The organism is Sphingobium sp. EM0848 (genome assembly GCF_013375555.1).
Classification (GTDB): Bacteria; Pseudomonadota; Alphaproteobacteria; order Sphingomonadales; family Sphingomonadaceae; genus Sphingobium.
The window spans coordinates 121301-147521 of record NZ_JABXWB010000005.1 but is presented as its reverse complement, the minus strand read 5'-3'; the positions used below and the strand labels follow the sequence as shown (position 1 = coordinate 147521).

Annotated in this window: 27 protein-coding genes and 3 pseudogenes; 14 read left to right on the top strand and 16 right to left on the bottom strand. The window is 59.9% G+C overall.

Going from position 1 to position 26221, the window contains the following annotated elements; genetic code table 11:
• Window positions 1-217 precede the first annotated feature (217 nt).
• Complete coding sequence (locus HUK73_RS18965) at window positions 218-1762, top strand: Fic family protein (RefSeq protein WP_176593439.1); 1545 nt, start codon at window positions 218-220, stop codon at window positions 1760-1762.
• Window positions 1759-2691 (top strand): hypothetical protein, encoded by a 933-nt coding sequence (locus HUK73_RS18960; protein ID WP_176593438.1) that lies wholly within the window; start codon window positions 1759-1761, stop codon window positions 2689-2691. Before HUK73_RS18965 ends, HUK73_RS18960 begins: the two co-directional genes overlap by 4 nt.
• A gap of 486 nt (window positions 2692-3177) precedes the next feature.
• Here the strand turns inward: HUK73_RS18960 and HUK73_RS18955 are convergent, their stop codons facing one another.
• Both HUK73_RS18955 and HUK73_RS18950 read right to left on the bottom strand, forming a co-directional pair.
• Entirely contained in the window at window positions 3178-3582 is a 405-nt protein-coding gene (locus HUK73_RS18955; RefSeq protein ID WP_176593437.1) for a DUF2269 domain-containing protein, read from the bottom strand.
• The gene (locus tag HUK73_RS18950; protein WP_176593436.1) at window positions 3575-4345 is read right to left on the bottom strand and encodes an SDR family oxidoreductase; all 771 of its coding nucleotides are present in this window, start codon (window positions 4343-4345) and stop codon (window positions 3575-3577) included. Before HUK73_RS18950 ends, HUK73_RS18955 begins: the two co-directional genes overlap by 8 nt.
• A gap of 54 nt (window positions 4346-4399) precedes the next feature.
• Between HUK73_RS18950 and HUK73_RS18945 the strand changes: the two genes are divergently transcribed.
• Window positions 4400-5362: an IS5 family transposase gene (locus tag HUK73_RS18945; RefSeq protein ID WP_176593435.1), complete on the top strand. Its 963-nt coding sequence runs from the start codon at window positions 4400-4402 to the stop codon at window positions 5360-5362.
• 166 nt (window positions 5363-5528) lie between these two features.
• On the opposite strand, the gene HUK73_RS18940 is transcribed toward HUK73_RS18945, so the two are convergent.
• Window positions 5529-6566 (bottom strand): nucleotidyl transferase AbiEii/AbiGii toxin family protein, encoded by a 1038-nt coding sequence (locus HUK73_RS18940; RefSeq protein WP_176593434.1) that lies wholly within the window; start codon window positions 6564-6566, stop codon window positions 5529-5531.
• Window positions 6559-7188: a DUF6088 family protein gene (locus tag HUK73_RS18935; protein WP_218036655.1), complete on the bottom strand. Its 630-nt coding sequence runs from the start codon at window positions 7186-7188 to the stop codon at window positions 6559-6561. The genes HUK73_RS18940 and HUK73_RS18935 overlap by 8 nt, the downstream gene beginning before the upstream one ends.
• 356 nt (window positions 7189-7544) lie before the next feature.
• Between HUK73_RS18935 and HUK73_RS18930 the strand changes: the two genes are divergently transcribed.
• Complete coding sequence (locus HUK73_RS18930) at window positions 7545-7892, top strand: hypothetical protein (RefSeq protein WP_176593433.1); 348 nt, start codon at window positions 7545-7547, stop codon at window positions 7890-7892.
• Between the two features lie 599 nt (window positions 7893-8491).
• On the opposite strand, the gene HUK73_RS18925 is transcribed toward HUK73_RS18930, so the two are convergent.
• The 3 genes from HUK73_RS18925 to HUK73_RS18915 all read right to left on the bottom strand — a co-directional run bounded on the left by HUK73_RS18925 (window position 8492) and on the right by HUK73_RS18915 (window position 9835).
• Window positions 8492-8791 (bottom strand): type II toxin-antitoxin system RelE/ParE family toxin, encoded by a 300-nt coding sequence (locus HUK73_RS18925; protein WP_176593432.1) that lies wholly within the window; start codon window positions 8789-8791, stop codon window positions 8492-8494.
• On the bottom strand, window positions 8788-9057 hold the full coding sequence (locus HUK73_RS18920; protein ID WP_176593431.1) for a CopG family ribbon-helix-helix protein: 270 nt from the start codon (window positions 9055-9057) through the stop codon (window positions 8788-8790). The genes HUK73_RS18925 and HUK73_RS18920 overlap by 4 nt, the downstream gene beginning before the upstream one ends.
• A 391-nt stretch (window positions 9058-9448) precedes the next feature.
• The gene (locus HUK73_RS18915) at window positions 9449-9835 is read right to left on the bottom strand and encodes a hypothetical protein (RefSeq protein ID WP_176593430.1); all 387 of its coding nucleotides are present in this window, start codon (window positions 9833-9835) and stop codon (window positions 9449-9451) included.
• A 79-nt stretch (window positions 9836-9914) separates the two neighbouring features.
• On the opposite strand from HUK73_RS18915, the gene bchE reads away from it, so the two are divergent.
• Both bchE and HUK73_RS18905 read left to right on the top strand, forming a co-directional pair.
• Window positions 9915-11462 carry a magnesium-protoporphyrin IX monomethyl ester anaerobic oxidative cyclase gene (gene bchE / locus HUK73_RS18910; protein WP_176593429.1) on the top strand — a complete coding sequence of 516 codons (1548 nt, stop codon included), beginning with the start codon at window positions 9915-9917 and terminating at the stop codon, window positions 11460-11462.
• Between the two features lie 135 nt (window positions 11463-11597).
• Window positions 11598-12095, top strand: coding sequence for a GNAT family N-acetyltransferase (locus HUK73_RS18905; protein ID WP_176593428.1), 498 nt, complete (start codon window positions 11598-11600; stop codon window positions 12093-12095).
• Between the two features lie 99 nt (window positions 12096-12194).
• On the opposite strand, the gene HUK73_RS18900 is transcribed toward HUK73_RS18905, so the two are convergent.
• Entirely contained in the window at window positions 12195-12740 is a 546-nt protein-coding gene (locus HUK73_RS18900) for a hypothetical protein (RefSeq protein ID WP_176593427.1), read from the bottom strand.
• A 112-nt stretch (window positions 12741-12852) separates the two neighbouring features.
• Between HUK73_RS18900 and HUK73_RS18895 the strand changes: the two genes are divergently transcribed.
• From HUK73_RS18895 to HUK73_RS18880, 4 genes and pseudogenes are all read left to right on the top strand, one after another.
• On the top strand, window positions 12853-13533 hold the full coding sequence (locus HUK73_RS18895; protein WP_255326432.1) for an IS256 family transposase: 681 nt from the start codon (window positions 12853-12855) through the stop codon (window positions 13531-13533).
• A gap of 41 nt (window positions 13534-13574) precedes the next feature.
• Window positions 13575-14270, top strand: a pseudogene (locus HUK73_RS18890) (IS66 family transposase); the annotation flags it as partial.
• Window positions 14271-14444: 174 nt separating this feature from the next.
• The gene (locus tag HUK73_RS18885; protein ID WP_176593426.1) at window positions 14445-14678 is read left to right on the top strand and encodes an antitoxin; all 234 of its coding nucleotides are present in this window, start codon (window positions 14445-14447) and stop codon (window positions 14676-14678) included.
• A 3-nt stretch (window positions 14679-14681) separates the two neighbouring features.
• Window positions 14682-15089: a type II toxin-antitoxin system VapC family toxin gene (locus HUK73_RS18880; RefSeq protein WP_176593425.1), complete on the top strand. Its 408-nt coding sequence runs from the start codon at window positions 14682-14684 to the stop codon at window positions 15087-15089.
• 124 nt (window positions 15090-15213) lie between these two features.
• Here the strand turns inward: HUK73_RS18880 and HUK73_RS18875 are convergent.
• Window positions 15214-15396: pseudogene (locus tag HUK73_RS18875) on the bottom strand (Tn3 family transposase); the annotation flags it as partial.
• A 306-nt stretch (window positions 15397-15702) separates the two neighbouring features.
• Here HUK73_RS18875 and HUK73_RS18870 point away from each other — a divergent pair.
• A complete protein-coding gene (locus tag HUK73_RS18870) occupies window positions 15703-16854 on the top strand; it encodes an LLM class flavin-dependent oxidoreductase (protein ID WP_176593424.1) in 1152 nt (383 codons plus the stop codon).
• A 47-nt stretch (window positions 16855-16901) separates the two neighbouring features.
• The gene (locus tag HUK73_RS18865) at window positions 16902-17657 is read left to right on the top strand and encodes an aspartate/glutamate racemase family protein (RefSeq protein WP_176593423.1); all 756 of its coding nucleotides are present in this window, start codon (window positions 16902-16904) and stop codon (window positions 17655-17657) included.
• 71 nt (window positions 17658-17728) lie between these two features.
• Here HUK73_RS18865 and HUK73_RS18860 read toward each other — a convergent pair whose 3' ends face one another.
• The 3 genes and pseudogenes from HUK73_RS18860 to HUK73_RS18850 all read right to left on the bottom strand — a co-directional run bounded on the left by HUK73_RS18860 (window position 17729) and on the right by HUK73_RS18850 (window position 19635).
• Window positions 17729-17929 carry an alpha/beta hydrolase gene (locus tag HUK73_RS18860; protein WP_255326431.1) on the bottom strand — a complete coding sequence of 67 codons (201 nt, stop codon included), beginning with the start codon at window positions 17927-17929 and terminating at the stop codon, window positions 17729-17731.
• A gap of 76 nt (window positions 17930-18005) precedes the next feature.
• A pseudogene (locus HUK73_RS18855) lies at window positions 18006-18314 on the bottom strand (glutamate synthase-related protein); the annotation flags it as partial.
• Between the two features lie 70 nt (window positions 18315-18384).
• Window positions 18385-19635, bottom strand: coding sequence for an NAD(P)/FAD-dependent oxidoreductase (locus HUK73_RS18850; protein WP_176593421.1), 1251 nt, complete (start codon window positions 19633-19635; stop codon window positions 18385-18387).
• A gap of 356 nt (window positions 19636-19991) precedes the next feature.
• On the opposite strand from HUK73_RS18850, the gene HUK73_RS18845 reads away from it, so the two are divergent.
• A complete protein-coding gene (locus HUK73_RS18845) occupies window positions 19992-21020 on the top strand; it encodes an AraC family transcriptional regulator (RefSeq protein ID WP_176593420.1) in 1029 nt (342 codons plus the stop codon).
• A gap of 7 nt (window positions 21021-21027) precedes the next feature.
• Here the strand turns inward: HUK73_RS18845 and HUK73_RS18840 are convergent, their stop codons facing one another.
• The 4 genes from HUK73_RS18840 to HUK73_RS18825 are packed head-to-tail and all read right to left on the bottom strand — an operon-like array spanning window position 21028 to window position 23401.
• Window positions 21028-21330, bottom strand: coding sequence for a non-heme iron oxygenase ferredoxin subunit (locus tag HUK73_RS18840; RefSeq protein WP_176593419.1), 303 nt, complete (start codon window positions 21328-21330; stop codon window positions 21028-21030).
• A complete protein-coding gene (locus HUK73_RS18835) occupies window positions 21327-21821 on the bottom strand; it encodes a nuclear transport factor 2 family protein (protein ID WP_176593418.1) in 495 nt (164 codons plus the stop codon). Before HUK73_RS18835 ends, HUK73_RS18840 begins: the two co-directional genes overlap by 4 nt.
• Before the next feature lies 1 nt (window position 21822).
• The gene (locus HUK73_RS18830; protein WP_176593417.1) at window positions 21823-22194 is read right to left on the bottom strand and encodes a hypothetical protein; all 372 of its coding nucleotides are present in this window, start codon (window positions 22192-22194) and stop codon (window positions 21823-21825) included.
• A gap of 13 nt (window positions 22195-22207) precedes the next feature.
• Complete coding sequence (locus HUK73_RS18825) at window positions 22208-23401, bottom strand: aromatic ring-hydroxylating dioxygenase subunit alpha (RefSeq protein WP_176593416.1); 1194 nt, start codon at window positions 23399-23401, stop codon at window positions 22208-22210.
• Between the two features lie 374 nt (window positions 23402-23775).
• On the opposite strand from HUK73_RS18825, the gene HUK73_RS18820 reads away from it, so the two are divergent.
• Window positions 23776-26187 carry a TonB-dependent receptor gene (locus HUK73_RS18820; protein ID WP_176593415.1) on the top strand — a complete coding sequence of 804 codons (2412 nt, stop codon included), beginning with the start codon at window positions 23776-23778 and terminating at the stop codon, window positions 26185-26187.
• Window positions 26188-26221 lie beyond the last annotated feature (34 nt).

Sequence of the window (26221 nt, the reverse complement as noted above, 5' to 3'; positions counted from 1 at the left end):
TCAACCACGGTCTGCCCCCGCGAACAGAGGCCATTGTGCAGCCGACGCCTCCTTGATCGCCCAGACTGAAACGGTTCGCTTTGGCAGGGGATCGAAGGAGCATATGTTTGGAGATCGATATTCACACATAGTTGTCAATTGTGATTGAAATTCATAGCCAGTGATCCATATTCGCAGCTGATCTAGACCGCAGTGAGCGGTTTTCACGGGATAGTTTATGGGTGAGTGGCCTTCGCAAGCAGTGATGGATTTTCGCGGACGGCGCTTGCCTGAGCCCGCGATCCCGCAGGGCTATGCTGCGCTCATAGCGAGATATGATCTGTCGCTGCCCCTGCCACCGCATCTTGCTGCCATCGCCGAGCGCCATCATCCCGCCTCAACCGACGACTGGACGCTCCTGACGCCGAGACATTTACCCGAAGCGACTCTCGCGGGTCAGTTGGTTTTTGCCCTCAAATGGGAGGGTGTCGACCTTAGCGTCCTTGCACGCCTCTTTGCCACCATCGGCGCGCAGACCATAAGTGATTTCATTCTCGCCACGCCAACAGGCGCGTTCGCCCGTCGTATCTGGTTCCTCTACGAATGGATCACCGGCGAGGCGCTCGATCTTCCCGACCCCGGCAAGGTCAAGGCCATTCCGATCATCGACGACAAGTTGCAGTTCGCGTTGGCGAAAGGCCGGGTGTCATCGCGCCACAAGGTCATCGACAACCTCCCTGGCACGCCTGCCTTCTGTCCGATGGTCCGGCGTACCAATGCCCTCGAAACCGTCGCAGCTAAGCAGCTCGACCAACTCGCCCGCGCCGAGATTGGCAGGGTCCGTGGCGACGTCATCGCCCGGGCTGCCGCCTTTCTCCTTCTCAATGATTCCAAATCATCCTTCGCCATCGAGGGCGAAAGCCCCTCCGGAACACGCGCGGCCCGCTGGGGGCAGGCAATCGCGCAGGCAGGGACGAACCCGCTCACGATCGCCGAGTTCGAACGCCTTCAGCGCGTCGTCATCGGCGAGGACACCCGCTTTGTCCGACTCGGTCTGCGAACCGAGGGCGGCTTCGTCGGCGTCCATGACCGCGAGACCAGGGAACCGCTGCCCGATCACATCAGCGCCCACCATGAAGATATCGAAAGCCTGCTGACGGGTCTTGTCGCTTATGCCGAACGGATCTTGGATGGCGGCCTAGATGCCGTCGTTGCCGCGGCCGCCATGGCCTTTGGCTTCGTCTACATCCACCCTTTCGTAGACGGGAACGGCCGCATCCACCGCTGGCTGATCCACCACGCACTGGCCTCGGCTCACTACAATCCGGCCGGACTCGTGTTTCCGATCAGCGCCGCGATCCTGCGTCAGTTCGACGGCTATCGCTCCGTTCTCGAGACTTATTCGCGTCCCCTCCTTCCTGAGATCGAATGGCAGCGAACCAAGGAAGGCAATGTCGAGGTGCTCAATGAGACGATCGACTTCTACCGCTATTTCGATGCTACCGCGCATGCCGAGTTTCTTTATGCGTGCGTGGAACAGACCATCGTGGAAGACCTTCCGCGCGAGGTCCGCTTCCTAGAAGCATTCGACCAGTTCAGCGATGCTGTGCAGGAGATCGTCGATATGCCTGCGGCCCGTATCGAGCTGCTGCAAAAGTTTCTTGAGCAAAATGCCGGCCGCTTCTCCCAGCGGGCGCGGACCCGAGAGTTCAGTGCTCTGACCGACGAGGAGTCTAGCCTGATCGAGCAACTCTACGCAGATGCCTTCGGAGAGGTCGAATGACGGTATCCCTCATTGACCAACGCCGCCTTGCGATCGAAATCATCGCCACGCTCGTGAATATCAAACGCACCGCCGCAGACCAGCTCTTGCGGCGTTCGAATGTCCCTGAACCACTGATCGGTCGCTTTCTGAGTGACCGCGATCCGGCAACCGGCACTAAGCTGTCGAAACGCGTGGCGGGCGCGATGGTGCTCGACGCACTTGCCACCGACGGTCGCGAGGCAGAGGTCATCGACGCGCTCATCAGCATTGCCGCCAATTGGGATGCCTACCATCTCGCTGCCGACGAATATCAGGCCCGCGCGACGGTTCAGAAAGCGCGAGAGGTCCAACCTGAGCTAGCTGGCCAGCGCGAAAAGGAAGAGGCGGCCAGACAGGCGCGCGATCGCGCTGCATCTGCGGCTGCCGAGCGCGCGCAGAAGGTGACGCTTGGCCAGCAAAGCGCGCTCCTCCTAGGCCAGTTTGATCATGCGATGGCGGGCGATGACGCCCACGGACGCGGCTATCTTCTCCAGGATCTCCTCAACCGCCTGTTCGACCTCCACGAGTTTCCGGTCCATCGCGCCTTTCAGCGAAACGCAGGTGCTGAACAGATCGATGGCGCCTTCGAAATGGATGGGTGGCACTATCTCGTCGAATGTCGCTGGCGAAAGCAGCCTGCCGATACGCGCGATCTCGACGGGTTGGTCGGTCAGGTCGGCCGATCCGGCCGCCAGTCCATGGGGGTCTTCCTTTCGATCAACGGGTGGTCGGAGCATGTCGTGCCAATGCTCCTGCAGAGCCGCGACAAATGCATCATCCTGATGGACGGCTATGATTTGCGATCCGCGCTGTCGCAGCAGATCGCTCTACGCACCCTGGTTCAGGCAAAGATTCGCGCGCTAAACTTGAAGGCGACTCCCTTCCTGTCGGCTCGGGAATGCATGTAGGGCACCGCGGTCAACAATGTCGATATCTCGCGCGAGACCCACTCATGCGATGGCCCGGTCGGTTTCAAATTCTCGACCGGTTATCTGGCCCGGGCGCTGGTCGAGCTGAGGCTGTCTACCGGCAGTGTTGTGCATGGCTACGAGACGCAGCTAGAAATTCTTTAAAGGGCGGTTGCGACCAGAGGCGCGGAGCGAGCAGACGTCGGAGATCATTGTCATCGATGGATGTCGGCAGGTCTCAGCAAGCAAACGGTAACGTCGTCCAAATTCGATATCATGCCTGTCGTGAACCCGAATGACTGCTCTTATCAGATTGTGACATTCGCGCCCCAGGGGCGGGCGTCTCAATCTGGTCGGTACTTCCGGTTCCGGCGCCACCCGGCCTGCCGCCAGAACGGCCGCTCAGGCCCCGTGGCCGCGGCATCGTCAGGAGAATTGCCAAGCAAAGGGAGCTACGGAATGGCGTATGCATTTACACAGCCATGGCTAGGCCTCGTGGACAAAGGTTGACGGGCGGAAATAGCGCGGCGGCAGCGGGGTGCCATCTGGCGTTGCATCGGCAATCCGGCGCATGGCGATCTGGATGCCGACGACCGGCAGCCAGCAGGCCCCTACCAGCAGATACAGCAGCATGGCCACAACCAGCCATCCGCTGGTCAGGGGAAAGCCTGCTATCTGGGCCAGCCAAATGCCGGTAACAGGCTGGATGATGACGGCGGGCGTCGTGAACAACCAGTCGGCCAGCACCACATTGCGGTTTATGACGCGGCGCGCGTCCAGCGATCCGGCGCGGTTGGCCATCCAGCCATGGAAGGCGGTGCCTAGCCCGGTTCCGAACAGCAGTGTGGAGCTGAGGATATGGATCGTCTTCAACAGGACATAGTCATGCATGGCGTATCTCCTTCGCGTGGACGGCTAGCGACAGGCCGAGCACGGCGGTATTCTTGACGAGTGGACCAAAAGGGTCGGCCCATAGTTCAGGAGCGGCGGCGGTCAGGATCGCGGTATAGACGAGCATCAAGGCCACACCGGCCAGCGCTGCCCAGCGCATCCGAGCCAGCAGGGCAAGGGCGATGGCGATATCGGCCAGCGACCCCGCCCATAGTGCAGCGGTCGCCGTGAAACCGGACAGGCCGACACGCGTCAGCCATGTTGCGATCAGATCAGGCGGTGCGAAAGTCAGCGAGACAATCCCGCCCGCCAGCCAGACCAGCGCGAGGAGGACTGGCAGGATCGGGGCGATGGCGCCGTCACGGGCCTCCGCCAGATCGGCCGAGGCGGCGGGGTGCCGGGCAAGCGCCTGATCCATCGCCATGGGGCGAAAACCAAGCGCGCTGACGAAGGGGGTAACCGGCGCGCAATTCCCTGCGGCCAACATGGTCAGGCTCTCGCGCGTGGCGGGACCTATTCCCAATCTTGCCACCCATGCGAGCAGCCACCAAGGAATTCGAATGCGTGGCGCCACGCCCAAACCCAGCCAGTGGCGCAGGGTCGCGGTCAATTCGTCGGTCGTCATCGGCGCGGGACCGACGGCGTCGAGTTTTAGTGCTATCGGTCCGGCATGGCGCAGGAGCCTGACCACGGCCTCGACCAGATCGTCGATATGGATCGGCTGGACCTGCCATTCGCCTTTATCTAGGGAAGCCCTGAACAAGTCGGCTTTGCCGGATCACTGCTGTTTTGATTTCCTGCTTGTGTGGGGGGACGCATGCTGCAGGGCCGTTTTTCAGGGATTGGGCTGTCGCGGCCCCGCAAGCAGACGCGGCGCGAGGTTTTTCTGGGTCAGATGACGGTGGTGCTTCCGTGGGCTCGGTTCGAGCAGTTGATCAGCCCGCACTATCCAGTGGCAGGCCGGGGTCGTCGTCCTTATCCGCTGGGGTCGATGCTGAAGATCCATTTCATGCAGCAATGGTTTGGTCTGTCGGATCCAGCGATGGAAGAGGCGCTGTGGGAGACGCCACTGTTGCGCCAATTTGCCGGCATCAGCCTCGACTTTGAGGGCGTTCCCGACGAGACGACGATCTTGAAGTTCCGGCATTTGCTGGAGAAGCATGAATTGAGCAAAGCGCTGTTTGACGAGATGACGGCGGTATTGACCGAGCGCGGTTTGCTTTTGCGCCAGGGCACGATCGTAGATGCGACTTTGATCGCCGCGCCGCCATCGACCAAGAACGCGGCGAAGTCGCACGATCCCGAGATGAAGCAGACCAAGAAGGGCAATCAATGGTATTTCGGCATGAAGGCGCATATCGGCGCGGACGCGGCTTCGGGGTGCGTACACTCGGCCGAAATGACGTCGGCCAATGTGCATGACAGCGTGGTGATCGATGCCCTGCTTCACGGCGAGGAGGAAATAGCCTTCGGCGACAGCGCCTACGCCAGCAATGAGCGTTCGCTCGAAGCTGATCGAGCCGAAGGCGATGTTGTCTGGGCCACACCCTTCAAGCGCAGGAAGGGCCAACGCCTGACCGATGAACAGCGCCGGATCAATCGGCTGACGTCTTCATTCCGTTCCAAGGTTGAGCACGTTTTCCGAGTCGTCAAGCGCCAGTTCGGCTACACCAGAACCCGCTATCGGGGACTATATAAGAACAGCCAGCAAATTTTCTGCCAACTCACCTTGGCCAATATCTACATCATGCGCGACCAATTGGCCCAACCCTCAGGATAACTGCGCCTCAAGAGCGCGAAATGGCCCGGGAGGCAGCCACCCTCCGGCCAACATAGGACGAAAATCTACGCTGTTGGCCAAATTCATGCACCAAAATGAGCACATGGCGGCAAAGTTCGCGACCGATGCCGCCCATGGCTCAATTTGCTACCTGTGCAGAGGTTCCCTAGCCGTTTATCTTCTCCTCAAGCACCGCAATCTTAGCAAGTATTTCATCGAATGACGGCGGTGTCTTATCGAACATCATCGGCGCCATGGCCCTGTAGTCGGCGCGTAAGTCCCTAAGCCGCTCCTCATCAGGCATTAGCCGCAGCGTGCCTGATTGTGCGGTGTCGTAGCTCGCCCAGCCGGAGCGGAAAAAGATTGTCTTGTGCGCGGCCACCTGTGCTAACAAATCGAAATCGGTCGCGGCCGCCTGTCCCTCTGCCGTTTCGATGAGCATGGCGAGATCATAATAGTGCCGCGAGAAATATTGCGGCGTGGGAGAAGTTGCCGGACGGTGTACTTCCGCATGAAGTGCGGTTGCCTTTTCCCAGAAGGTGCGCCGGGCCGACAATACCGTGACGCTGGTGTCGGGATGCTCGAAGAAATCGGGATAGTCCTCCGCAGCATAAGGGCGAATGACTTTCTCTTCGGTCGGCCAGGGATCGCCACGCGCACCGAGTTCGAGCTTCACGCGCGGCGTAATGTAGGCCATTCCCTCATATTCGGAGACGGGCAGCGCCGTCGGGTAATGAAAGTTCACCGTCTGGGCGTCTGAGGAATCGATCTCCAGCTTCCACTCACCGTCGGTCGGCTCGCCGAGCTGCTCCACGATCGCGGCGCGGAGTGCGGGAAGAAGCTTGTCGGCGATGTGACGCTCGACGTCACCGACCAGATCGTCAATCAGCCGGGCCACCTGCTTCTTGCTGATCCTTTCCTTCTCGGGGTCGCGATCACCGGTATAGCCCAGTTCTGCGCGGTCGAAAGACAGGTCGATGTCCTCGGAAAAACGTCGGATGGCGCCGAACGCTTTGGAGAGGGACGTCCCTCCCTTGAAGACGAGCGACGCCGTCGTCCCTTTGGGCAGACCAAACAGACGTCTCAGACTCCAGCAAACCCAGAAGTCTTTTTCGATGATCGTGTTGGCGACACCCTGACCGGCACCGGTTTCCCCAAAAAGGGCAGCGCGATCTTCGGCCGGCAGAAGGGCGACCTTATCCATCGATATCGGCCACCGCTGCATTGGCGATCGACACAAGGGTCGGCCGCATCCAGGCGGGTGCCTGAAAGGCGGTCGAGGCAAGCGTTTTCTTGTCGTTGGCCGACAGCTGCTGTGCGGCGATCTGTGCGACATCCGCCGCGCGCACGGGGCCGACATGCCGAAGCGCCTGAACGACCGTACCAGCCGGGCTGCCGGGTGCGATCAGATGCTTGGGCGATGCATGGCGAAGATCCACGACGCGCTTGCCCAGCACAACGCGCCGCGACGGCCCATCGGTCAGATATGTGCTTTGGGCGGGAACCTGCGCTGAAAGGCCGAGCGCGTTAGCCGCCCGTGCACCGGCAATCTGTACCTGTGAACCGGTCTCGCGCGCGAGCGCCCGGGCGACATCGTCGGGAGCGGGAGAGAGAGCCCCGAGCTTCGGATGCAGCTTGGGGAAGTCATATAGCCCGCGCGCAAGGCGGCGAAGCTGGCCACCTTTGACGAGTCGGGAAAGAGCCTGATCGACGGACGAACGCGCGCCAACGGCGAGAAAGTCGCTGGGCGTGAATACGCTACCGCGCCCGCTCATGCGGACACGCTTCATGACCCGATCGGGAACAGACGCGGCGATCGTCTTCATGCGTCAGAAAATAGTATATCTTTTTCTGACATGCAATAGATTACTTCGGTCTCGGCGGATAGTGCTTTATACAATCTCCATATTGGAGTGCGGGCCTGGCGGTAGCAGGAGAATGGCTGCTTACTTATGACCGGTTTTGGGTAGGACAGAAAGCGCCGCCTATGGCGGATGGGCGCTTGCCGCCCTCCGTCTGTAGACCTCCTATGGGCTGTGAATGGCGGCTTTCTTGGATCGGCCTCTCTGAAGCCGACATTCGGGAAGGTCCCATTTTTGGACGTAAGCATTAGAAATGCCGCGTTTTGGTTGCGGACGGACTGGCATGTCGGCAATCTTGTCCGATTGAGGAGGGGAGCGCCATGCAGAAGGTCGGCAAGCTTGCGTTGATGATGCTACTGCTGGCGACAGGTTGCTCTGGCCCAACCCGCGACCAATCTGTACTTCAGGCGGTTCATTCCGAAGCGCGGACGCTGACTAGAGCAACAACATCTCCAGTTGTCTTGCCAAAAAGCCAATGGCCGCAAGCGATTGCGAGCCTAGAACCAGAAAACGTCACCATCTCTTCTGATGGTGTCGATATATTGATGAAGCCGGATTTTGATGGCGGTTCGGGCTATTTCATCCCATCTAATGACAAAGAACTGCCGGAGCCAAAGGGCCGCTTTGCGCCTGTGGGTAAGGGTGTCTATTGGTATCACCCTTACTGAATGTCCGTTTCATCGGCCCCGCCGCCCCAAAGCGGCCAGTCTCCAAGCCACCCGATCCATACCAAAATGGAACTATTTTCTGCGGACCGGCCCAACACAAAGCCGCTCGGCGGCAGCCGACCAGATTCGGACGACAGTAGGGGGAAGGCAGGGGCGCCGAATGTGGACGTAACGGCACCTCGGTCAATCCAACGGCTGCCCCATTTCGTTGCGCTCGCAAGGATTATAATCACAACCTATCCGCACCGAATAATTGACCAAGACAAAGAACGCCAAACACAGGTAAATTATAGTGAGAATGCCCTTGGTAAGGTTCGGCAGTCGCGTGATAATTATTCCAATCACGCCTGCTGCCATGGCGAAGGGTAAGCCGATTATGCCTTGGTGATTGACTATAAAGACGAGCGCGATCAACCAAGGAACGATGATGCAAAGCAAGAATGTGCGGACTATGGCAAGCATGATCGCCGGTTATTACCAGAGCCTTGCCATCAGGTCACTAAGCCTAAAACGGCAAGCATTGACCTGAAAACAGATCGCCATCTCGACCGCTCATGCCCGACAATCAGGCCAATTCCAGCATATTGGATCGAACTCTGTCATTCCGGCCATTCGTCGGGAATCCAGTTGCGCGAGGTGTGGATGATATGGAGGATCGTCAGAACGGTGTCGTTGTCGCGCAGCGCATAGGCGATGATGAAGGGAAGCCGGCTAACGGATTTCTCATAGGTGCCGCCGATGCGGCCAGGGTAGCCAGTCGCAAACTCGCCCAAGGCATTCCCGGTTTTCTCAATCGCACGAACAACCCGTTCAGCGGCATCTGGATCGTCATCGGCGATATGGCGAAGGATTCTGAAATAATCGTCTCGCGCTTCATCTGACCAGACAACACGCCTCACTGCCGCGCGGCTCGCTTCTGCCTTGCCTCAACAATGATTTGATCGGCCCTTGCTATCACCTCTTCATGCGGCGTGACCCTGCCCGCTTCTATGTCGGTAAGCCCGCGCTGGATACCTTCTATGATTTGAAGCTCGCGGTTTACATAGGCTTCGACGGCTTCGGCCGCGAGGTAGGACTTAGTGCGGCGCGTGTTGTGCGCGAGGCGGCCGAGCTTCTCTTTGAGATCAGGCGTCACCCGGATTGTCATTGTCGTGCTGGCACCCATGTGGCGCTCCTTTTGCTAGATGTGCACCTTGTAACACAAATGCCCACCTTTGTCTCCTGCGATATTCCCTCACCGCGTCGCATCCATCGTTCCCTGAGAAAATCGCCCCAGCCTCGAAGCCCCCTGACTCAGCGCTGATTGCCTGACATGTTGTGCTTTCCGGCAGGGGGAATAGCGGCCAGAACGAATGCGCCAAAGTCGGCCGCTCCGGCACGGGTGGGAGTGACCTGAAACTGAAGGGTCTCGGCTCACCTGAACGGAGCGAGCCGAGAACCTCCGATCAAATTTCGACGCCTCCGACCAGAGTGAGGGCGTCTTCTACGTCGACGCCAAGATAGCGGACGGTATGCACGTTGGGACGATCGTGTAGGTCTGCGATCCAGCCGGCCAATCAAATCAGATGGCGACCGGCCTCACAGGATATCAGCACACCGACTGTGATGAGGGCAACGACCATAATCTGCCGAGCGCCGAACCCGCCTGAGCTGGAAAGCGTGAGCATGGATTCTTCCTCTTCTTCGATTGACCGCAGCGCGGCAGCGTAGCTCCCTTCTTGATGATGGAGACGGTGCGCAACAAAGGCGGTGCCCACCAAAACGATGCCCGCTATCAATCGCATGGCGATCCACCATGCCGGCCGAGCGATCACGATTGCCACCGTGGCGCCCGTCAGTGTCACGAGGTTGGTCGCGATCACCAGGAAGTAGAGCTTGCCAAAATGCAGGCGATGGTCCGCCAGAACCTGATATTGCACCAGCCTGGCCTCCAATTTTTCCATTGTTTCTCCTTCAGATGTTCATCATCCCTTGACCCGCACCATGGCAGACGGAGGTCGATACAGGCCGAGGATAGCTGATTTGTATATTCTTCTGGTGAATATCCCCCATCCGGCGATCGGGAGCCGCATTCCAAGGGAGCAATTACCTCCCTTTGGTTTGCTCTGCGTCGGCGGCCCCCTGATCGATGATGGCCACCGCGTGGAACTGATCGATGCAGAATTCGGACCTATGCCGCTGGGCGACCTCGTTGCTGAAATCGTTCGACGTTCCCCGGACGCCGTGTTGTTCGGCCATTCGGGCTCATCATCTGGGCACCCGATCATTTCTCAGGTCTCTGCCGCCGTTTCTCAGGCACTGCCCCATGCAGCCATCGTCTACGGCGGTGTTCACCCAACCTATTTTTGGCGCGAAATTCTCGTTCAGGAACCGTACGTGCAGGCGATCGTGCGGGGAGAAGGCGAAGAGACGGCGCGCCGTCTCATGCGGGCGATCGCGCAAGGCGGACCATTGGGGGAGGTGCCAGGCATCGCCTATCGGCAAGCTGGAGAGCTACTCGCCACCGAGGCAGCACCCGTCATCACCGATCTGGACGCCTATCGCGTGGGTTGGGAACTTATCGACCACGCGCGTTACAGCTATTGGGGCGGCAAGCGCGCGGTCGTGATCCAGTTTTCCCGAGGATGCCCTCATCTATGCAACTATTGTGGCCAGCGAGGCTTCTGGACGCGCTGGCGCCACCGCGATCCTGTTCTGCTCGCCCGCGAGATGGCGCGGCTCCATCGTGACCATGGCGTGGAGGTGTTCAATTTCGCGGACGAGAATCCCAGCGCTGGAAGGAAGCCATGGAAGGCCTTTCTGGAAGCGCTGATCGCCGAAGACATATCGGTGACTCTGGTCGGGTCAACGCGGGCTGACGATATTGTCCGCGACGCCGACATCCTCCACCTCTACAAAAAGGCCGGCTTTGAGCGGTTTCTGATGGGCATGGAGAATACGGACGAGGCCACATTGAGGCTTATCAGAAAGGGCGGGGCGACAGCCAGTGACCGCGAAGCGATCCGACTGCTCCGCCGCCGCCGCATCCTTTCCATGGTCACGTGGGTTGCGGGGTTCGACGACCAGACGGATGTAGACATGCTTCGCGGCCTCAGGCAGCTCATTTCCTACGACGCCGACCAGATCCAGGCGCTCTATGTCACGCCACACCGATGGACGCCCTTCTTCCGGATTGCGAAGGATCGGCCCGTCGTGCAATCCGACCTGACTAAGTGGGACTATAAACATCAGGTTCTGGGCATGACGAGAATGCCGCCATGGCGGCTCTTCCTGTGGGTGAAGCTGATTGAAGCGGTGGTGCAGTTGCGCCCGCGCGCACTGATCCGTTGGGCTTGGCATTCTGATCCCAAGATCCGTCATGCTATCCGCTGGTACTATCGAATGGGCCGGCGGGTGTGGCTACACGAAGTGTCCGGCTTCCTCTTCCGAGACGACGTCAGGGCAACTGGCCAGACTGTTGCGGGTTACCTAGGGGCGCCACAGGATCACGAGGAAGAGGCCTCTCGCGTCATCCGCGGACGGAAGCCAGCGTGGCGGAAATGGCAGCTGGGCAGGGTCGAACGGAGGTAGCTTTGCAAAGGCGGTAAGCAGCCCTGCGGCAAGCGACCAGTTTCGGTTATTCCGCCGCTGACGCCCGGTTCCTGAAACCACCCGGCGATTGAATTAATTATTGCGGTATGCTGACGATCTCGCCAGAATGATACGATGATCATCCGCCCCGAAACGTCCGAAGATGTGCCCAAAATTCGATCACTCATCAAAGCTGCCTTCAAAGGCATCGATCACAGTAATGAGACCGAAGGAGCGATTGTCGATGCATTGAGAGACGCTGGTGCATTGATTATTTCTCTCATCGCAGAACAGGATGATATGCTTATTGGTCATGTCGCTTTTTCACCTGTTCTGATCGCTGGTGATGGGGGTGGCTGGTATGGCATGGGGCCGGTGTCGGTTTCCCCGCAAGTTCAGCGCAGAGGCACAGGGAGCGCGTTGATCCGGGAAGGATTGAAGTTGCTGCAAGACCGTGGCGCGTCAGGGTGCGTTGTACTCGGCGAGCCGAATTATTATAGCCGTTTCGGCTTTAGCAGCAACCATGCCCTTCGCTATGGCGACGTGCCACCGGAATATTTTCAGTCTCTACTGCTTTGCGGTGATCCCTGCGAGGGAGAGGTTACCTACCACAAAGGCTTTGAGGCGGAATGACAACGCTTCGCTTCGGTCAATTACCCGTCTCGACCATTCTTGTGCAGAATTTGTCGATGCGGTCTGGGTATCTAACGACCAATCTACGCCATAGATGTGCTAGGCATCTGTTCTTGAATGCGGACCCCTGCTCACATCTTGAACTTCGTAGGCATCAAGCATCGGCCACAAAATCGCTGCATCCGCACCAGGCTGCGCGACTGCATTCCGCAAGGCATAGAATTCCTCATCATCTTTTATCCGCCCTCGACGGACCGCCCGCTGAACAACCTTGGAAAATCGCGCTTGCATCTCGGTTAGGGTTGGCAAGCCGTCATGGGAAAGTTCGTCGTTGCACTTCAAGACTTGGCTCTCCGGCCAACTACTGGTGAAATCGACAATATCCCCAATGGCCATGCTCAAGCCGCTTCTTGCTTTAGCGAGGGATTTCGATGCGATTCGGTCAAGCACAGCTATCGGATCGGTTTCGGCATTCAACAAATCAGGGGAAAAGACCTTGGGGGCCATTTGCATGAGCCAAGACCTCAGGCGTTCGTATTCGGCTGGTTCAATCCGCATGGTGCGTATGCTGACCGTGCCCAGCCGTTGAGGCAAGGGCAACTGCGGCAGCAAGCCGCCCAGCGGCACGTGACCACTTGCGGACATTGGGCGCGATCGCCACACATGCTGAAAGCGGGCATATCGACGGAGCGATCGACGTATATGGAGTGGTCTAAGCTCGACTTTGTACGTTTTTGATCAGGTCCAGGTCCAAAAGATGCCGTTGTTTGCGATGTGGTTGGGCGTCATGGCCGACGGCACCAAGGTCGTCCTGGGGTTATGGCTGGAGCAAAATGAAGGTGCCAAGTTCTGGCTGCGCGTCATGAACGAACTGCGCAACCGCGGCGTCGAGGACATCATGCTGGCGGTAGTCGACGGGCTGAAGGGCTTCCCCGATGCCATCACCGCCGTCTTCCCGGAAGCGATGGTCCAGACTTGCATTGTCCATCTGCTGAGGAACTCGATGGATTTCGTGGCGTGGAAAGACCGCAAGGCGCTCGGGACGGCCCTGAAGGCCATCTACCGTGCCGTCGATGCCGCGACCGCCGAGGAAGCGCTGACGGCCTTCGAAGCGAGCTTCTGGGGACAGCGCTATCCCGCCATCGGCCAGAGCTGGCGCCGGGCATGGCCCGAGGTCATTCCATTTTTCGCCTTCCCCGACGAAGTCAGGCGGATCGTCTACACCACCAATGCCATCGAGGCCTTGAACTCCAAGCTGCGACGCGCTGTTCGTGCGCGGGGCCATTTCCCCAAAGATGAGGCGGCAACCAAGCTTCTCTATCTGATCTTGAACCGATCGGAGAAAGAGTGGAAAATGCCGCCGCGCGAGTGGAACATGGCGAAGGCTCAATTTGCCGTGCTCTTCGGCGAACGCTTCATCAGGGCCATGACGGCCTGATGGTCAACCGCCTCGCCGCACACGAAATTCCTGACAGTCCCTATCAACCCGGTCGCGGACAGGAATATCCGCAGGCCTTCCTTGGCGACTATCGCGGCATCCTGATGAGCGACGGCTACTCGGCCTGGTGCACCCTGAAAGGGGCCACACATCTGGGCTGCATGGCCCACGCGAGACGGCGCTTTGCCGACGCCCTCAAGGCGAGGAAGAAACAAGGCGGGCCGCCCGCACAGGCGCTCAAGTTATTCGACCAGCTCTACCGGATCGAAAGGCAGGCGCGGGACGAAATACCCGAAGAGGGGGAAACGCAGGCCAACTACATGCGCCGCTTCCGCCAGAAACATAGCGTCCCGGTCCTGGGTGCACTCAAGGCGTGGCTCGATGCAATCGCGCCCAAGGTTGTGCCCGACACCAAGCTTGGTGATGCGGTATCCTACACCCTCAATCAGTGGGAATACCTGAAACGCTATGTCGAAGATGGCAGAATGCCGATCGATAACAATCTTCTCGAACGCGATATCAGAATCTTTGCAACAGGAAGAAAATCCTGGCTTTTCTGCGACACCGTGGACGGCGCACGCGCGAGTGCCGTCATCTACAGCCTGATGCTGACTTGCCGCGCTTGCGGCGTTGAACCTCTCGCATGGCTACGCCATGTCTTCACGCAAATGCCTCAGCGCTCCCTGGACGCCGATATCGACGATCTGCTGCCATTCAACTACAAAAGGCACGACTGAAGCGCCACGCGCTGCGGGGTACCGTCCAGTTCAATTACGATGGCCGCGCTGCCGCCGTAAGCTCCGCGCTATGAAATGCGCGCTTACGGCGGACCGCCCTGAGCCATTCGTCTCTTCCAAAACCGCTCCTCATTCCCATCGGCCTATGCTAAGAGCATAGGCCAAGGAGTTGCCATGAACGCCCAGCGCCACGTCAAACTGTTCAAGAATGGCCGCAGCCAAGCGGTCCGCATCCCGCGCGAGTTCGAACTGCCGGGGGAAGATGCGATCATCCGCAAGGATGGAGATCGACTCATCATCGAACCCGCCCCGGTACTCTCGCTGGCCGCTTATCTGGCGACCCTGGAGCCGATCGAGGACGATTTTGGACCGATCGAAGATACGCCGCCTGAGCCCGTCGACTTCTAACCCATGTATCTCCTCGACACCAACATCCTGTCGGATCTTATCCGGCATCCTGGGGGCGTGATCGGCGCATGCATCACCCAACTACCCGACGATGCGGTCGCAACCAGCGTTATCGTCGCCGGTGAATTGCGGTTCGGTGCTGAGCGTCGGGGATCTGCACGACTAACAGCACAACTGGAGGGCATCCTCAGGCGGCTTCCCGTGCTGCCGCTCGGCGAAGATGCGGATTGCCACTATGGCGCGCTCCGTGCCGCCCTCGAGCGCCAGGGCACGCCGATCGGCGGAAACGACATGTTCATTGCGGCCCATGCGCTGGCTCTTGATGCCACCCTGGTGACAGACAATGTCCGTGAGTTCGCGCGTGTTCCCGGCCTCAGGATCGAGAATTGGCTTCGCCCGCCAGAAGCATGAATCCGCCCCTCGACGATCCCGGTTGCACACGGCGAGGGCCATGTTGCTCTGAAACCCGGAGAAGGAGGCAGCCGCCGCGCTCAACCTCTTGTGCAGCATCACCTGACCCGATCGGCCCGCACCGCTGCGCCATGCGCGAAAGGTCGAGATTGGTGGCATCGGCCAGGATGGTCGCGAGCATCGCGTTTTCATTCGGACAGGGTTCGCCGGTGCGCAGATTGGTGAACGCCGCGAGAAATCCGGTTTCCTGCGCTACCTCGTGCAGCAGTTCAGTGATGCGGATGCGCGGCATCATCGCATCGAGCCGGTGGCCTTTACCGGCAGGTCTATGGCGAACTCCCTTCGGAAACGCTCCGCTCGAAAGCCTGAACGTGCTCGCCGTGAACCCGCGGCGAATCTCCTGACGGCCCACGAACGGGGCTCACGATCCTCCAATCTCCCGCCATCTCGCCATCCAAGTCGTTCGCTGCGCCGACGGGCTACCCGGAGCGCCGCGAGGATAGCGGATCGTCGCGGCATCGTGCCTACAGCGATGTAACGAGCGGAACTCAGGCCCCGTCATTAGAGGGATCGAACGGCTCGCGAGAAGCTAATCCCATTGAGAGGATCGACCATGACGTTCCCAGGCAATCGGCTGCGCAAGAAGAATCATTTCAAACTCGGCACGTTCTCATCGAACTGCTCCAGCGGAATGTCGATCACGAACGTGCCCGAGCGCTGGGACGCGAGCTGGGATCATAACCTCGAGCTCGGCCAGATGCTCGACGCCGCCGGCATCGACTTCATGCTGCCCGTGGCCCGCTGGATCTCCTACGCGAACGCCGGCTCGAGCAATTTCCAAGGGCATGTGCTGGAGACGCTCACATGGGCAGCCGGGCTCCTTGCGGCGACCAAGCGGATCAGTGTCGTCTCGACCGTCCATACGATGGCGTATAATCCGGTTGTCGTCGCCAAGCAAATCGCGACGATCGACCAGATCGCGCATGGCCGCGCCGGCATCAACATCGTCGCGGGTTGGAACGCCCCGGAGACGGAAGCTCTCGGCTTCGATCTCCCTGAAGACCATGAGACGCGGTATCGCTACGCCGATGAATGGTTCGAGATCGTCCGCCGCCTGTGGACCTCGAAGGATCGCTTCGATTTCGACGGCGAGTTCTTCAAGCTGAAGGGTGTCCACGCGGACCCGCTGCCTTTTGACGGTCTTCCGCCGGTCATCAATGCTGCCGGATCGGCGATCGGCCGCGAGTTCGCAACCAAGAACGCAGACTTCCTGTTCACGCCTGCCATCGACCTGAAGCGCTCGGTCAAAGAAACAGCCGAGCTCAAAGCGCTCGCGGCCGACCGCGGACGTGAAGTCGATGTGATGACATTCGCCCATGTCGTCTGCCGGCCGACCAGGAAGGAGGCCGAAGACTATGTTCAGTATTTCGGCTTCGAGAATCGTGACACCGAGACGCTCAATCGGGTGATCGAGCTTCAGTTCGCGCATGCCCAATCGTTCCCGCACGAACTGCTCACCCTTATCCGTGACAGGTTTGCTTGTGGGCATGGCGGCTATCCTTTGACGGGCACACCTGAAGAAGTCGCCGACGGGATCTGCGCGATCCAGGATGCCGGTTTCAGGGGTACGACGCTTTCGTTCGTCGATTACGTCAAGGAATTCCCTTACTTCCGCGACGAGGTGCTTCCCATTCTGGAGGCGCGGGGCGTGCGACAGGCGAACGACCAGGACGACAATGTAGTCCGGCTGGCTACCGCGCGCTGATCCTCGACCGTCCTACCGTCATCCCAATCAAGCTGAGAGTTCACGCCATGGCCCGCATCCGCATGATCCTGCCTGTTCCGGTCCCTGGCTTAGCTCTGTCGCTGTTTGCCGATCAGATTCCGTCGACCCTCCGCCGAGACGGGACGGAGATTGAATTCCGTGGTACCCGCAGCGGCGCATCATTGCTCGACAGCCCATACGAGTTGGCGCTGGCGGACAGCTTCGTTCTCGACGCGGGCGTGAGCGCGGAAGCGGATGGGTGCGACGTCGTCTGCAGCTTTTCCATGAGCGACTCCGGCCTGTCCGCTCTCAGGTCGAGGCTCTCGATCCCCGTGGTCGGCGCGGCGCAGTCTGCCTTCGCGCTGGCGACACAACTCGGGAAGCGTTTCTCGATCGTGACGATGTGGGAGCCGTGGAAGGTCATGTCGACCGATTTGGTAAAACGCTATGATCTCAGCGATCGGGTCGCCTCGATCCGCCACATCGACGTGCGCCCGGATACACAGGAATTGCTATCGGGAAAGGAAGAGCTGGTCTTCGGGTGCCTCGAGGAGCAGGCGAAGCGCGCGATCGAGGATGACGGTGCAGACGTCATCATTCTCGGTTCAACGACGATGTACCAATCCCACGCTTATCTTGCGCAGGCGCTACCCGTCCCGGTGGTGAACCCGGGCGTGGCGGCCTACAAGACCTGCGAGACCCTTCTCGAGCTCGGATTGACGCACAGCAAGCGAGCATATCCATCGCCCGAGCGGACGGTCGACGATCTTTTCACGACAATCCAATCCGTCTTTCCCAACTGATCGGTCGGCGACGTCCGGGATGGTGAAGGCCTGGCCGCCTACTACGAGCGCGCGCACATCCAGAGGGCCTATCATGCGAGGAAATCCGTCACGGCTTCAGTGAATGCGTCTGCCTGCTCGACGTTCGATAGATGAGCGGCGTCGAGCATAACGAGTTCCGCCCCAGTTATTGCCTTGGCGAGCGCTTCACTATGTGAGGGTGGCGTTGTAGGGTCGAGCGTGCCTCCAATGATTAGAGTGGGAAGATCGACAAACGCCACCGCGCGGCGCATGGCGGCCAGGTGAAGGGCCGTTGTCACCCAAAAAATGGAGTGGCAAGGGGCGGCCGCCCAAGCGGGTGCAACGAAGCAACCCGCCTTCGCCGGTGTCATGAAAGAAATTGCCGATCTTCGCACCAGGTTCAGCGCCTCGATCGCATTGGCGCCGAGCGCGCCGAAGCTCATCGCCGAGATATTCAGACGCGCGGCCTGATAAGGGTGGCTGCACTGGTCGGTTCCGACATGGACGCGCGTCCACTTCGCCCTTGGCCCGGGCATAGGCCAACGCCCGTTCATCATGGCTGTAAGGGCGGCCGTCCAGATCACTTTCAACGAAATAAGCCCGCGCGAAGGGTATCGCTCCGGTGAGGGACGGCGCGATGAGCCAGATCACAGTAATTTCGGGGCCAGAACGGCGGCGGGTATGGACCGACCAGCAGAAGCGTGAGCTGGTTTCGGCATGTTCGGCGTCACGTCGCGCGAAGCGCTTCGCGACAATCGACCTTCTTCAGAGAGATGGAAATGTCTGCAAGCTGCGTCCGATCCGGCATGGCGCCCTTGATGATCAGCGAACGCGCGCCCATGAAATCCTTGGGGCTGTTGATCGCATCTATCGAAATGATGCGGCCTTCCTTCAGATATATGGCGGCAAATGGACCGTCCTGACTGTCACCCCGGACGATGATTTCGTCGGCATCCTTGTTCAGGCCGGCCGATTGCAGCTTCAGGTCGAACTGATCGGACCAGAATGTCGGCAGCGCTCTATATTCTGTCGGCGTGTCCATGATGGCGTCCGCCGCGATCGCCGCGGAGTCCATTGCGTGCTGTACGGACTCGAGCCGCCACAGTCCGCCTGCGAAATCGTTCGGATGCCGGGCGCAATCTCCGATGGCCAGAACAGCCTCGGCCGACGTGCGGCAATATTCGTCCACCAGCACGCCGCCGTCGCAGGCGATACCCGCCTTTTCAGCAAGCGTCGTCTCGGCATCGATGCCGATCCCCACGATCGCGATATCGACCGGGATGTCCTGACCCGAGGCAAGCCGGACGGCTGACACGCGCCCTTCGCCGACAAAACCGGCCACCTGCTGCCCAAGGTGCAACACCACCCCGCGCGCCCGATGCTGGCGCTCAAAAAAGTCGGAGACGATGGGCGAAGTCACCCGCTGGAGGACCCTGTCCTGCGCCTCGATAACTGCCACTTCATGGCCCATTTCACGGGCCGCAGCGGCAACTTCCAGCCCCACATAGCCAGCCCCGATGATCCCCACCCGGCCGCCACTTTCCAGCCCGAGGCGGATCGCGTCCACGTCGGCCACGGTGCGGAGATAGTGAATGCCGCCAAGCTTCGATCCTGGACAGACGAGGCTCCGGACCTTGCCCCCGGTAGCGAGAACGCACCACTGGAAAGCGATGGCCCGGCCATCCTCCAGTTCGACCTGCTTATGCTCCGTATCCAGTACGCTGACACGGCAACCCAGTTCGAAATGCACCTGCTGCTCCGTCCAATATGCATTGTCGCGCAGCAAAAGCCGGTCGATCTGCATGTTGCCGATCAAATAAGCTTTGGACAAAGGGGGCCGGTCATAAGGCAATGTGGGCTCATCGCTCACGATTGTGATCGTTCCCGAAAAGTCCTTCTGCCGGAGCGAAATGGCCAGATGGGCACCCGCATGGCCACCACCGATCACAAGGACGTCCGCAGCGATTCGTTCGTTCAATTCGATTCTCCCAGATCCTGTCGGCGCGGCCAGCCGGCTTGCGGCACTGGTCAGCTACCCGAGGCAGGTTTCGCCATTTCGACGTGCTGGCATTGAATCTGGGCTTAAAATTTCGCGGCCACTATCCCGTTTTCGCAATCCTTGCCCCGCATATGCGACATTCTTCAAGCCACCGCTTGACCAAGGCAGAAAAAGAGAGCGTCCTTGCGAAAGGCACGAGGAGATAGCGACATGATCTGTTGCATGACAGCGATGGCTTTGAACAGGCACGACAGAGCGTGCCCAATGGCGCATGTTTCAGTTTCGGTCCTACCTCCCATAAACCCCGCCAGCACAGATGATCGCCGGAAACCGGCATGCTGACGGATATTCCCGCGCCCAGCCGTTTCTGGAGCGGGGAAGCTCTTCCCCTGATCCAATGGAACAGGTTCAGCAGCACCGACGCTGGCGAAGTCGAAGCGCATATGAGCCGGATGTTTTGCCCGCACCGGCTGGCCGTTCGGGGCGGCAGCCCTCCCATCGACTTTCGCCATAACCAGGCGCAGCTTAGGGCCCTGACGTTCAACGCGCAGGATTACGGCAACCCGTTTGGCCATATTTCCATCGACGTGCCCCAAATGGGACAGAATTACCTTGTGCAATTCTCGTTAAACGGAACGTCATTCATCAGGCATGATCATGACAGCTTCAGCCTGGCGCCGGGCCAGATGTGCGTGCTCGCTCCCAATGCCCATTTCAGCCAGACATTCGAGGCAGGCTACAAGCATTTCACCATCAAAATCCCGAAAGCCGATCTTGAGCGCATATTGACGCAGGAACTGGGGGGCAATCCTGAAGAGCTGGTGTTTTCGACGCGGCCCGTACCGCTGGTCGGCGCAGCGCAGGCATTCGCCCACCTCGTCCGCACGATCTGTGACGATATTGACTACGGAATTGCGGGCTACACCCATCCGCGGGCAAGCGGATCTGTGGAAGACACACTGAAGCGGCTTTTGCTGGCAGCCGTGCCGCACAATCATTCCGATCTGTTTGACGCCGCACCTTCCGGTCCTGCGCCCTATTATGTCCGGCGCGTGGAGGAATATATCCGCGGTCATGCGTGCGAACCGATTTCGCTCGACGAGATGATCGAGGTTTCCGGTATCAGCGCGCGTTCGCTTCACGCAGGCTTCCGGCGCTTCCGGGGTGTGACGCCGATGGGCTATCTCAAGAATGTCCGTCTTGAGCTCGCCCGCAAGATGCTGCTGGAGGGCGTTGAGGAAGGGCATAATGTCACGGATGTCGCACTCGCCTGCGGCTTCAGCCATCTGAGCAAATTTGCGCGTGATTATGCCGACCGCTTCGGCGAGCGCCCTTCAGCCACTTTGAGGCAGCTGAAGGGCTGAAAGCCTGTCACAGCGCGATATGAACCGCACCGTCGACGATCTCGACGGCGTAGGTCTTGAGCGCGATCGAACAGGGCGCTGCGCAGGGCGCGCCGGTACGGATGTCGAAGCTGCCCAGATGGTAGGGGCACACGATCTTCCCGTCCTCTATCTCCCCTTCCGCCAGCGATGCCTCGCCATGGGTGCACAGATCGTCGGTGGCGAAAATCTCGCCATCGAGCAGATAGACCGCGATCCCGTGTCCGTTGTCCAGTTCGGCCCGCAGGATCTCGTCTTCGTTCAGTTCATCGACCGCGCACAACCGGATCATTGATCGAACGCCTTCCTGAGGCTCCAGGGCGGCGTCGCCACCCCCTGCACACGCAGATCCAGCTTCACCGATGCAAATTTCCATACATTATCCTCATATCTTGCGATGCTGTCGTACCAGCCGCCCAGCCAGCGATCTTCCTGCCCACCGCCCTCGGCCATCGTGGACAACTCCCAGAGATACCAACGGCATCGCGCGGACCGAGCGTCTGTTGCGAGCTCGATATAGGGCGCGATCATGTAGTGGATCGACCAGAGCACCTGCGTGGCGGCAATCTCGGCCAGGCCGGCGGCGATCGCCGGAGCGCCGTGAAAGGTTGCAAAGCCTTCCGCCGACCAGATGGCCTCCTCATGGAAGAGCGGCTGCATCATCGCAGGGTGGTTTTTGCGGTCGGCGCCGTGGGCGTAGCGCGCAACGAGATCGGAAATCTCGTTGCGCGCCTCGATCCGGAACAATCGTTCCTCAACCGATAGGGGAACCGTTTCGTTCATGTCAGGCCACGGACATCGGACTCAGCCCGCGGCAGGTGTCCTGTCCACCATGCACGGCGACGAACCGCCCTTCCTCGAAGGCATAGGGCACGCCCGGCGAGCCAGCATAAAGCTCGATATGCGGCGCGACTTCAGCGAGTGACAAAGCGAGATTGTAGAGGGCATGATGGCTTTCGGGCAGTTCGCCAAGCGGGAATCGGTCGACTTCCGCCAGCGCGTCGGGAAGCCGGGCCAGCATCTGGTCATAAAATGCGCGCAATTCCGCGCTGGACGATGCTTGCCGCTTCTTCTGGCGTTGGTCGGCCGTCGGCAGGTTCCAGTCGAGGCGGGTGGAAAGATCTTCGAACCCGGCGGGCAGTTCAGCTTGCGTCATGTTCGCGTCTCCCTCAGGCGTTGACATATTCATCGACGACGGCGGTGCTGTGGCGGATGAGGATTTCGTCATCCTGCAAATTCTGCACCTTCTTGGCGCGCGACTGCATCGCCCGCTGCGTGTCCTCCATGGTGGCCGTGTCCTCCAGCCAGGCGTTGCGCTGAAGCGTCATGGCGTGTTCCGTCGCCCATCGTTCGGCGTTGGTCTTGGGCGGACGGACATAATAGCGCCCTTCCCAGAGCGTCCGGTTATGGGCGATCGGCCAGAACTGGTGGGTGAACCAGATGCCTTCCGATACGTGGATGAGCGTGTTGGGGAACAGCACGCTCAGTTCGAACGCGAAATCGTCCCGCTTGTCGGGGTTGATCGATGGCGGCAGCATCGTTTCGGCGCGCTGCGTGACGAGCGAAGCGCCCGCGATCGAATTGGCGATGCCGGCAACGGGCGTGGGCGTCGCGCCCAGCGTCAGGCACACAGCGCAGGTCCGGTGCGGTCCCATCAGCTTCACATTCTGAAGGCCGGTGGAGAAAGTGTTGGGGAAGGAGCCGGCGTGGATGGTGTCGACATGATAGGCTTCTGCAAAGGCGTCGTGCGCAACCTTCCAGTTGCATTCCAGCTCGGTATGATAAGTGAACTGATAGCTGAGTTCTGCAAAGGGGAAGCCAGCAAAATGTCCGGCATAGTCACCCAGAAACTCGGCCAGGCTGTTGTCGGGAGTTTCCGCCAGATTGACGAAGATGAAACCTTCCCAGAAATCGACATGGATCGGGGACAGGCCGTTCTGCTTCTTGTCGAAGCACTGATAGAAGCGCTCTTCACTGGGAACATGCTTCAGGGCACCGTCCGCGCCATAGACCCATCCGTGGAAACGGCAGGTGACGATTGCCGCCTTGCTACGACCGAAAGTTTCCGGTCCGGTTTCGGTGACGACAGTATTGCCGCGATGCGCGCAAATATTGTGATGGGCGCGCACAACATCATCCTTGCCTCGCATCAGGATGATCGACGTGTCTGCCGCAGCAAGGCGCTTGACCTTATAGTCACCCTTCTTCGGTATTTCGTCCATCCGGCCTACGCAGAGCCATACCTTCTTGAAGATCTTCTCGCGCTCCCGTTCATACCAGTCCGGTGCGATATAGGGCTCGATCGGGATCGGTCCCGAGCCGAGTTCGGGATGCTCATTCAACCATCGGTGCGGATCGTTCATACTGCTGTCCTTATAGGTTCGACCGATCGCTGACGGTCGAATGGCCGAGTTGCTGACGGAATGATGTCGGCGTGCGCCATGGCTTGCTAGCCCATCCCCGTGTCCGTTAGCCTGCGGCGGCAGCAAAGGAGCGACGGCGAGAAAAGCGCTTTGATCCGCTTTGTTGCGCGCTTCGCACTCCATCGCGCTCAGATGTCCAACTCGGCAGCAGCAGGCTAGCGCTCGGGCGGCATCTGAGTTCGATTATGTGCATGCGTCCGAGGCCGGACGTCATAGCAGTAGCAGGAGCAACAAAAACCGATCCGACGCGGGAAGCGCAGCCGGGCGGGCGGACTACAACGATAAACATAATCAACAGAAAATAGGGAGCCGTTATGAATTCACATGTCTGCAAACGCACATCCTCCGGCCGCCGTGCTTTGTCGCTGCAATCCGGATCGTTCCAGGCCCTGATCGCCGGTCTGGCACTGGTCGGCCTGAGCCACGGCCCATCCGCAATCGCGCAGCAAGCGTCAGAAGACGCAGCCAGCCGGCCCGGCGGCGTTGAGGAAATCGTCGTCACGGCCCGCCGCCGCGCGGAATCGCTGCAGGATACGCCGATCTCGATCTCCGCCGTCACCTCCGAAGGGCTCGCGCAGCGCGGCATCGACAACGTCACGCAGATCGGTGACTTCACCCCCAATGTGAAGTTCAACAGCTCCGTGCCGGTGTCCGCCAGCAACGCCACCGCCGCCATCTTCATCCGCGGCATCGGGCAGAACGACTATCAATTGTCCGCCGATCCCGGCGTCGGCCTTTACCTCGACGGCGTCTATATTTCGCGCGGCGTGGGCAATGTTCTCGACGTCCTCAATGTCGAGCGGATCGAGGTATTGCGCGGACCGCAGGGCACGCTGTTCGGCCGCAACACCATCGGCGGCGCCGTCAGCGTCGTGACGAAGAAGCCCGCCGATAAGCTTGGCGCCAGCCTTGACCTGACCACGGGCAGCTTCAACCGCGTCCAGATCAAGGGGTCTATCGATGTTCCGTTGGCCGATGGCGTCTATACCAGCCTGTCGGGCTTCTATCATATGCGCGACGGCTATGTGAAAGGCACTGTGCCGCTGGCGCCGGATCTGGGCGACACCAACACGCTGGCCGGTCGCTTTGCGCTGAGGCTGGAACCCACCAGTACCCTGTCGATCAATCTTGCGGTCGACGGCACGCGATCGCGCGAGAAATCGGCACCCAATGTCATGCTCGCGGTCGATGAAAATGCACCGGCGGCACAAGTCTGGAATGGTGTCTATTCCGGTGCGGCCGGGATCTGCACCAACCTCTCCAATCCGGCGCGTCTGTCGGACACGCGCTGCTACAACAGCCAATGGGCCCAGGCGCCCTACCGGCATGGCGGCACATTCCAGACGATTTCCGACACATTCAATAATTTCGGCAGGCGCCGTTATGAATCGGCGTCGGATCTAAATATCTGGGGCGTTTCCGGCACCGTCGAATGGAAACTGGGCGGCGGCATTACCGCGAAATCCATCACCGCCTACCGCAAGGTGACGGGCTTCTGGACCCGTGATTCCGATCATAGCCCGGCCAGCATCGTCCAGACCAAGAGCGACTGGAAACAGGATCAGTTTTCGGAGGAATTCCAGCTGCTGGGTGACGCGTTCGACAGTCGGTTGAATTGGGTTGTCGGCGGATATTACTCCAAGGAAAGCGGTAATCACAAGGATCTGGTGAATATCATCGATGCCGTCTTCCTGAGCGGTGCGATCCTGGATGGGCGCAGCCTTGCCGCCTTCGGTCAGGCGACGTTCGAGATTGTGCACAATCTGAGCCTGACGGGCGGCATCCGCTGGACCGAAGACAAGAAGACCTTCGACAATGGCAATCAATATGTCGTGGAGGCCGGCTTCCTGACGGGCCTGCCCTTCAATCCGGACGGCTCGGGCTTGCAGAATGGCGACCCGCTGATGGGGCCGCGCGCGCGCAAGACCATCACGGACCGCGCCTGGACGCCGATGGCCAGCCTTTCCTATCGCTGGTCGCCCGAATTCCTGACCTATGCGTCCTACTCCCAGGGGTTCAAGGGCGGTGGCTTCACTCAGCGCGTCTTCCCGCCCTTCGCCAATATCCCCTCGTTCCGGCCGGAAACGAGCACGACCTATGAAGTCGGCTTCAAGTCCGACCTGCTGGGCCGCCACCTCCGTTTAAACGGGGCCGCGTTCGTCAACGATTATGACGACCTGCAGATCACCGTGAACGATCCGATCCTCGGTTTCGCGCCCATCATCCAGAATGCCGCGAAGGCGCGTATCAAGGGCGTCGAACTCGAACTGCAGGCACGCCCGACCGAAGAACTGAAGCTCGAGGCGGGCCTTGGCTATCTCGACGCCAAATATCGGCAGGTCGACATTCGCGCGCTCAACAGTGGCGTGACCAAGGACACGCATCTGCAAAATGCGCCGAAATGGACACTGAGTGCAGGCGCATCCTATGATATCGATGTCGTGGGAGTAGGCAAGTTCACGCCGCGCGTCGACTGGTCCTACCGTTCGACGGTCTACAACGATGCGGTGAACAGCCCATTGCTGATCCAGAACGGCTATCATCTGGTCAACGCGTCGATCGCCTATCGCGATGAACCGGATACCTGGCTGATCACGCTCGGCGTCAAGAACCTGACCAAGCAGAAATATCTGGGATCGGGCTACGTCGACTCGTTCGGCGGGATCACCGAGGGCGCCTATGGACGGCCGCGCGAATGGTTCCTGAGCGCTCGCCGCACCTTCTAAGACATGTGGCACCGGTCCGGGTTCGGCCGACCGG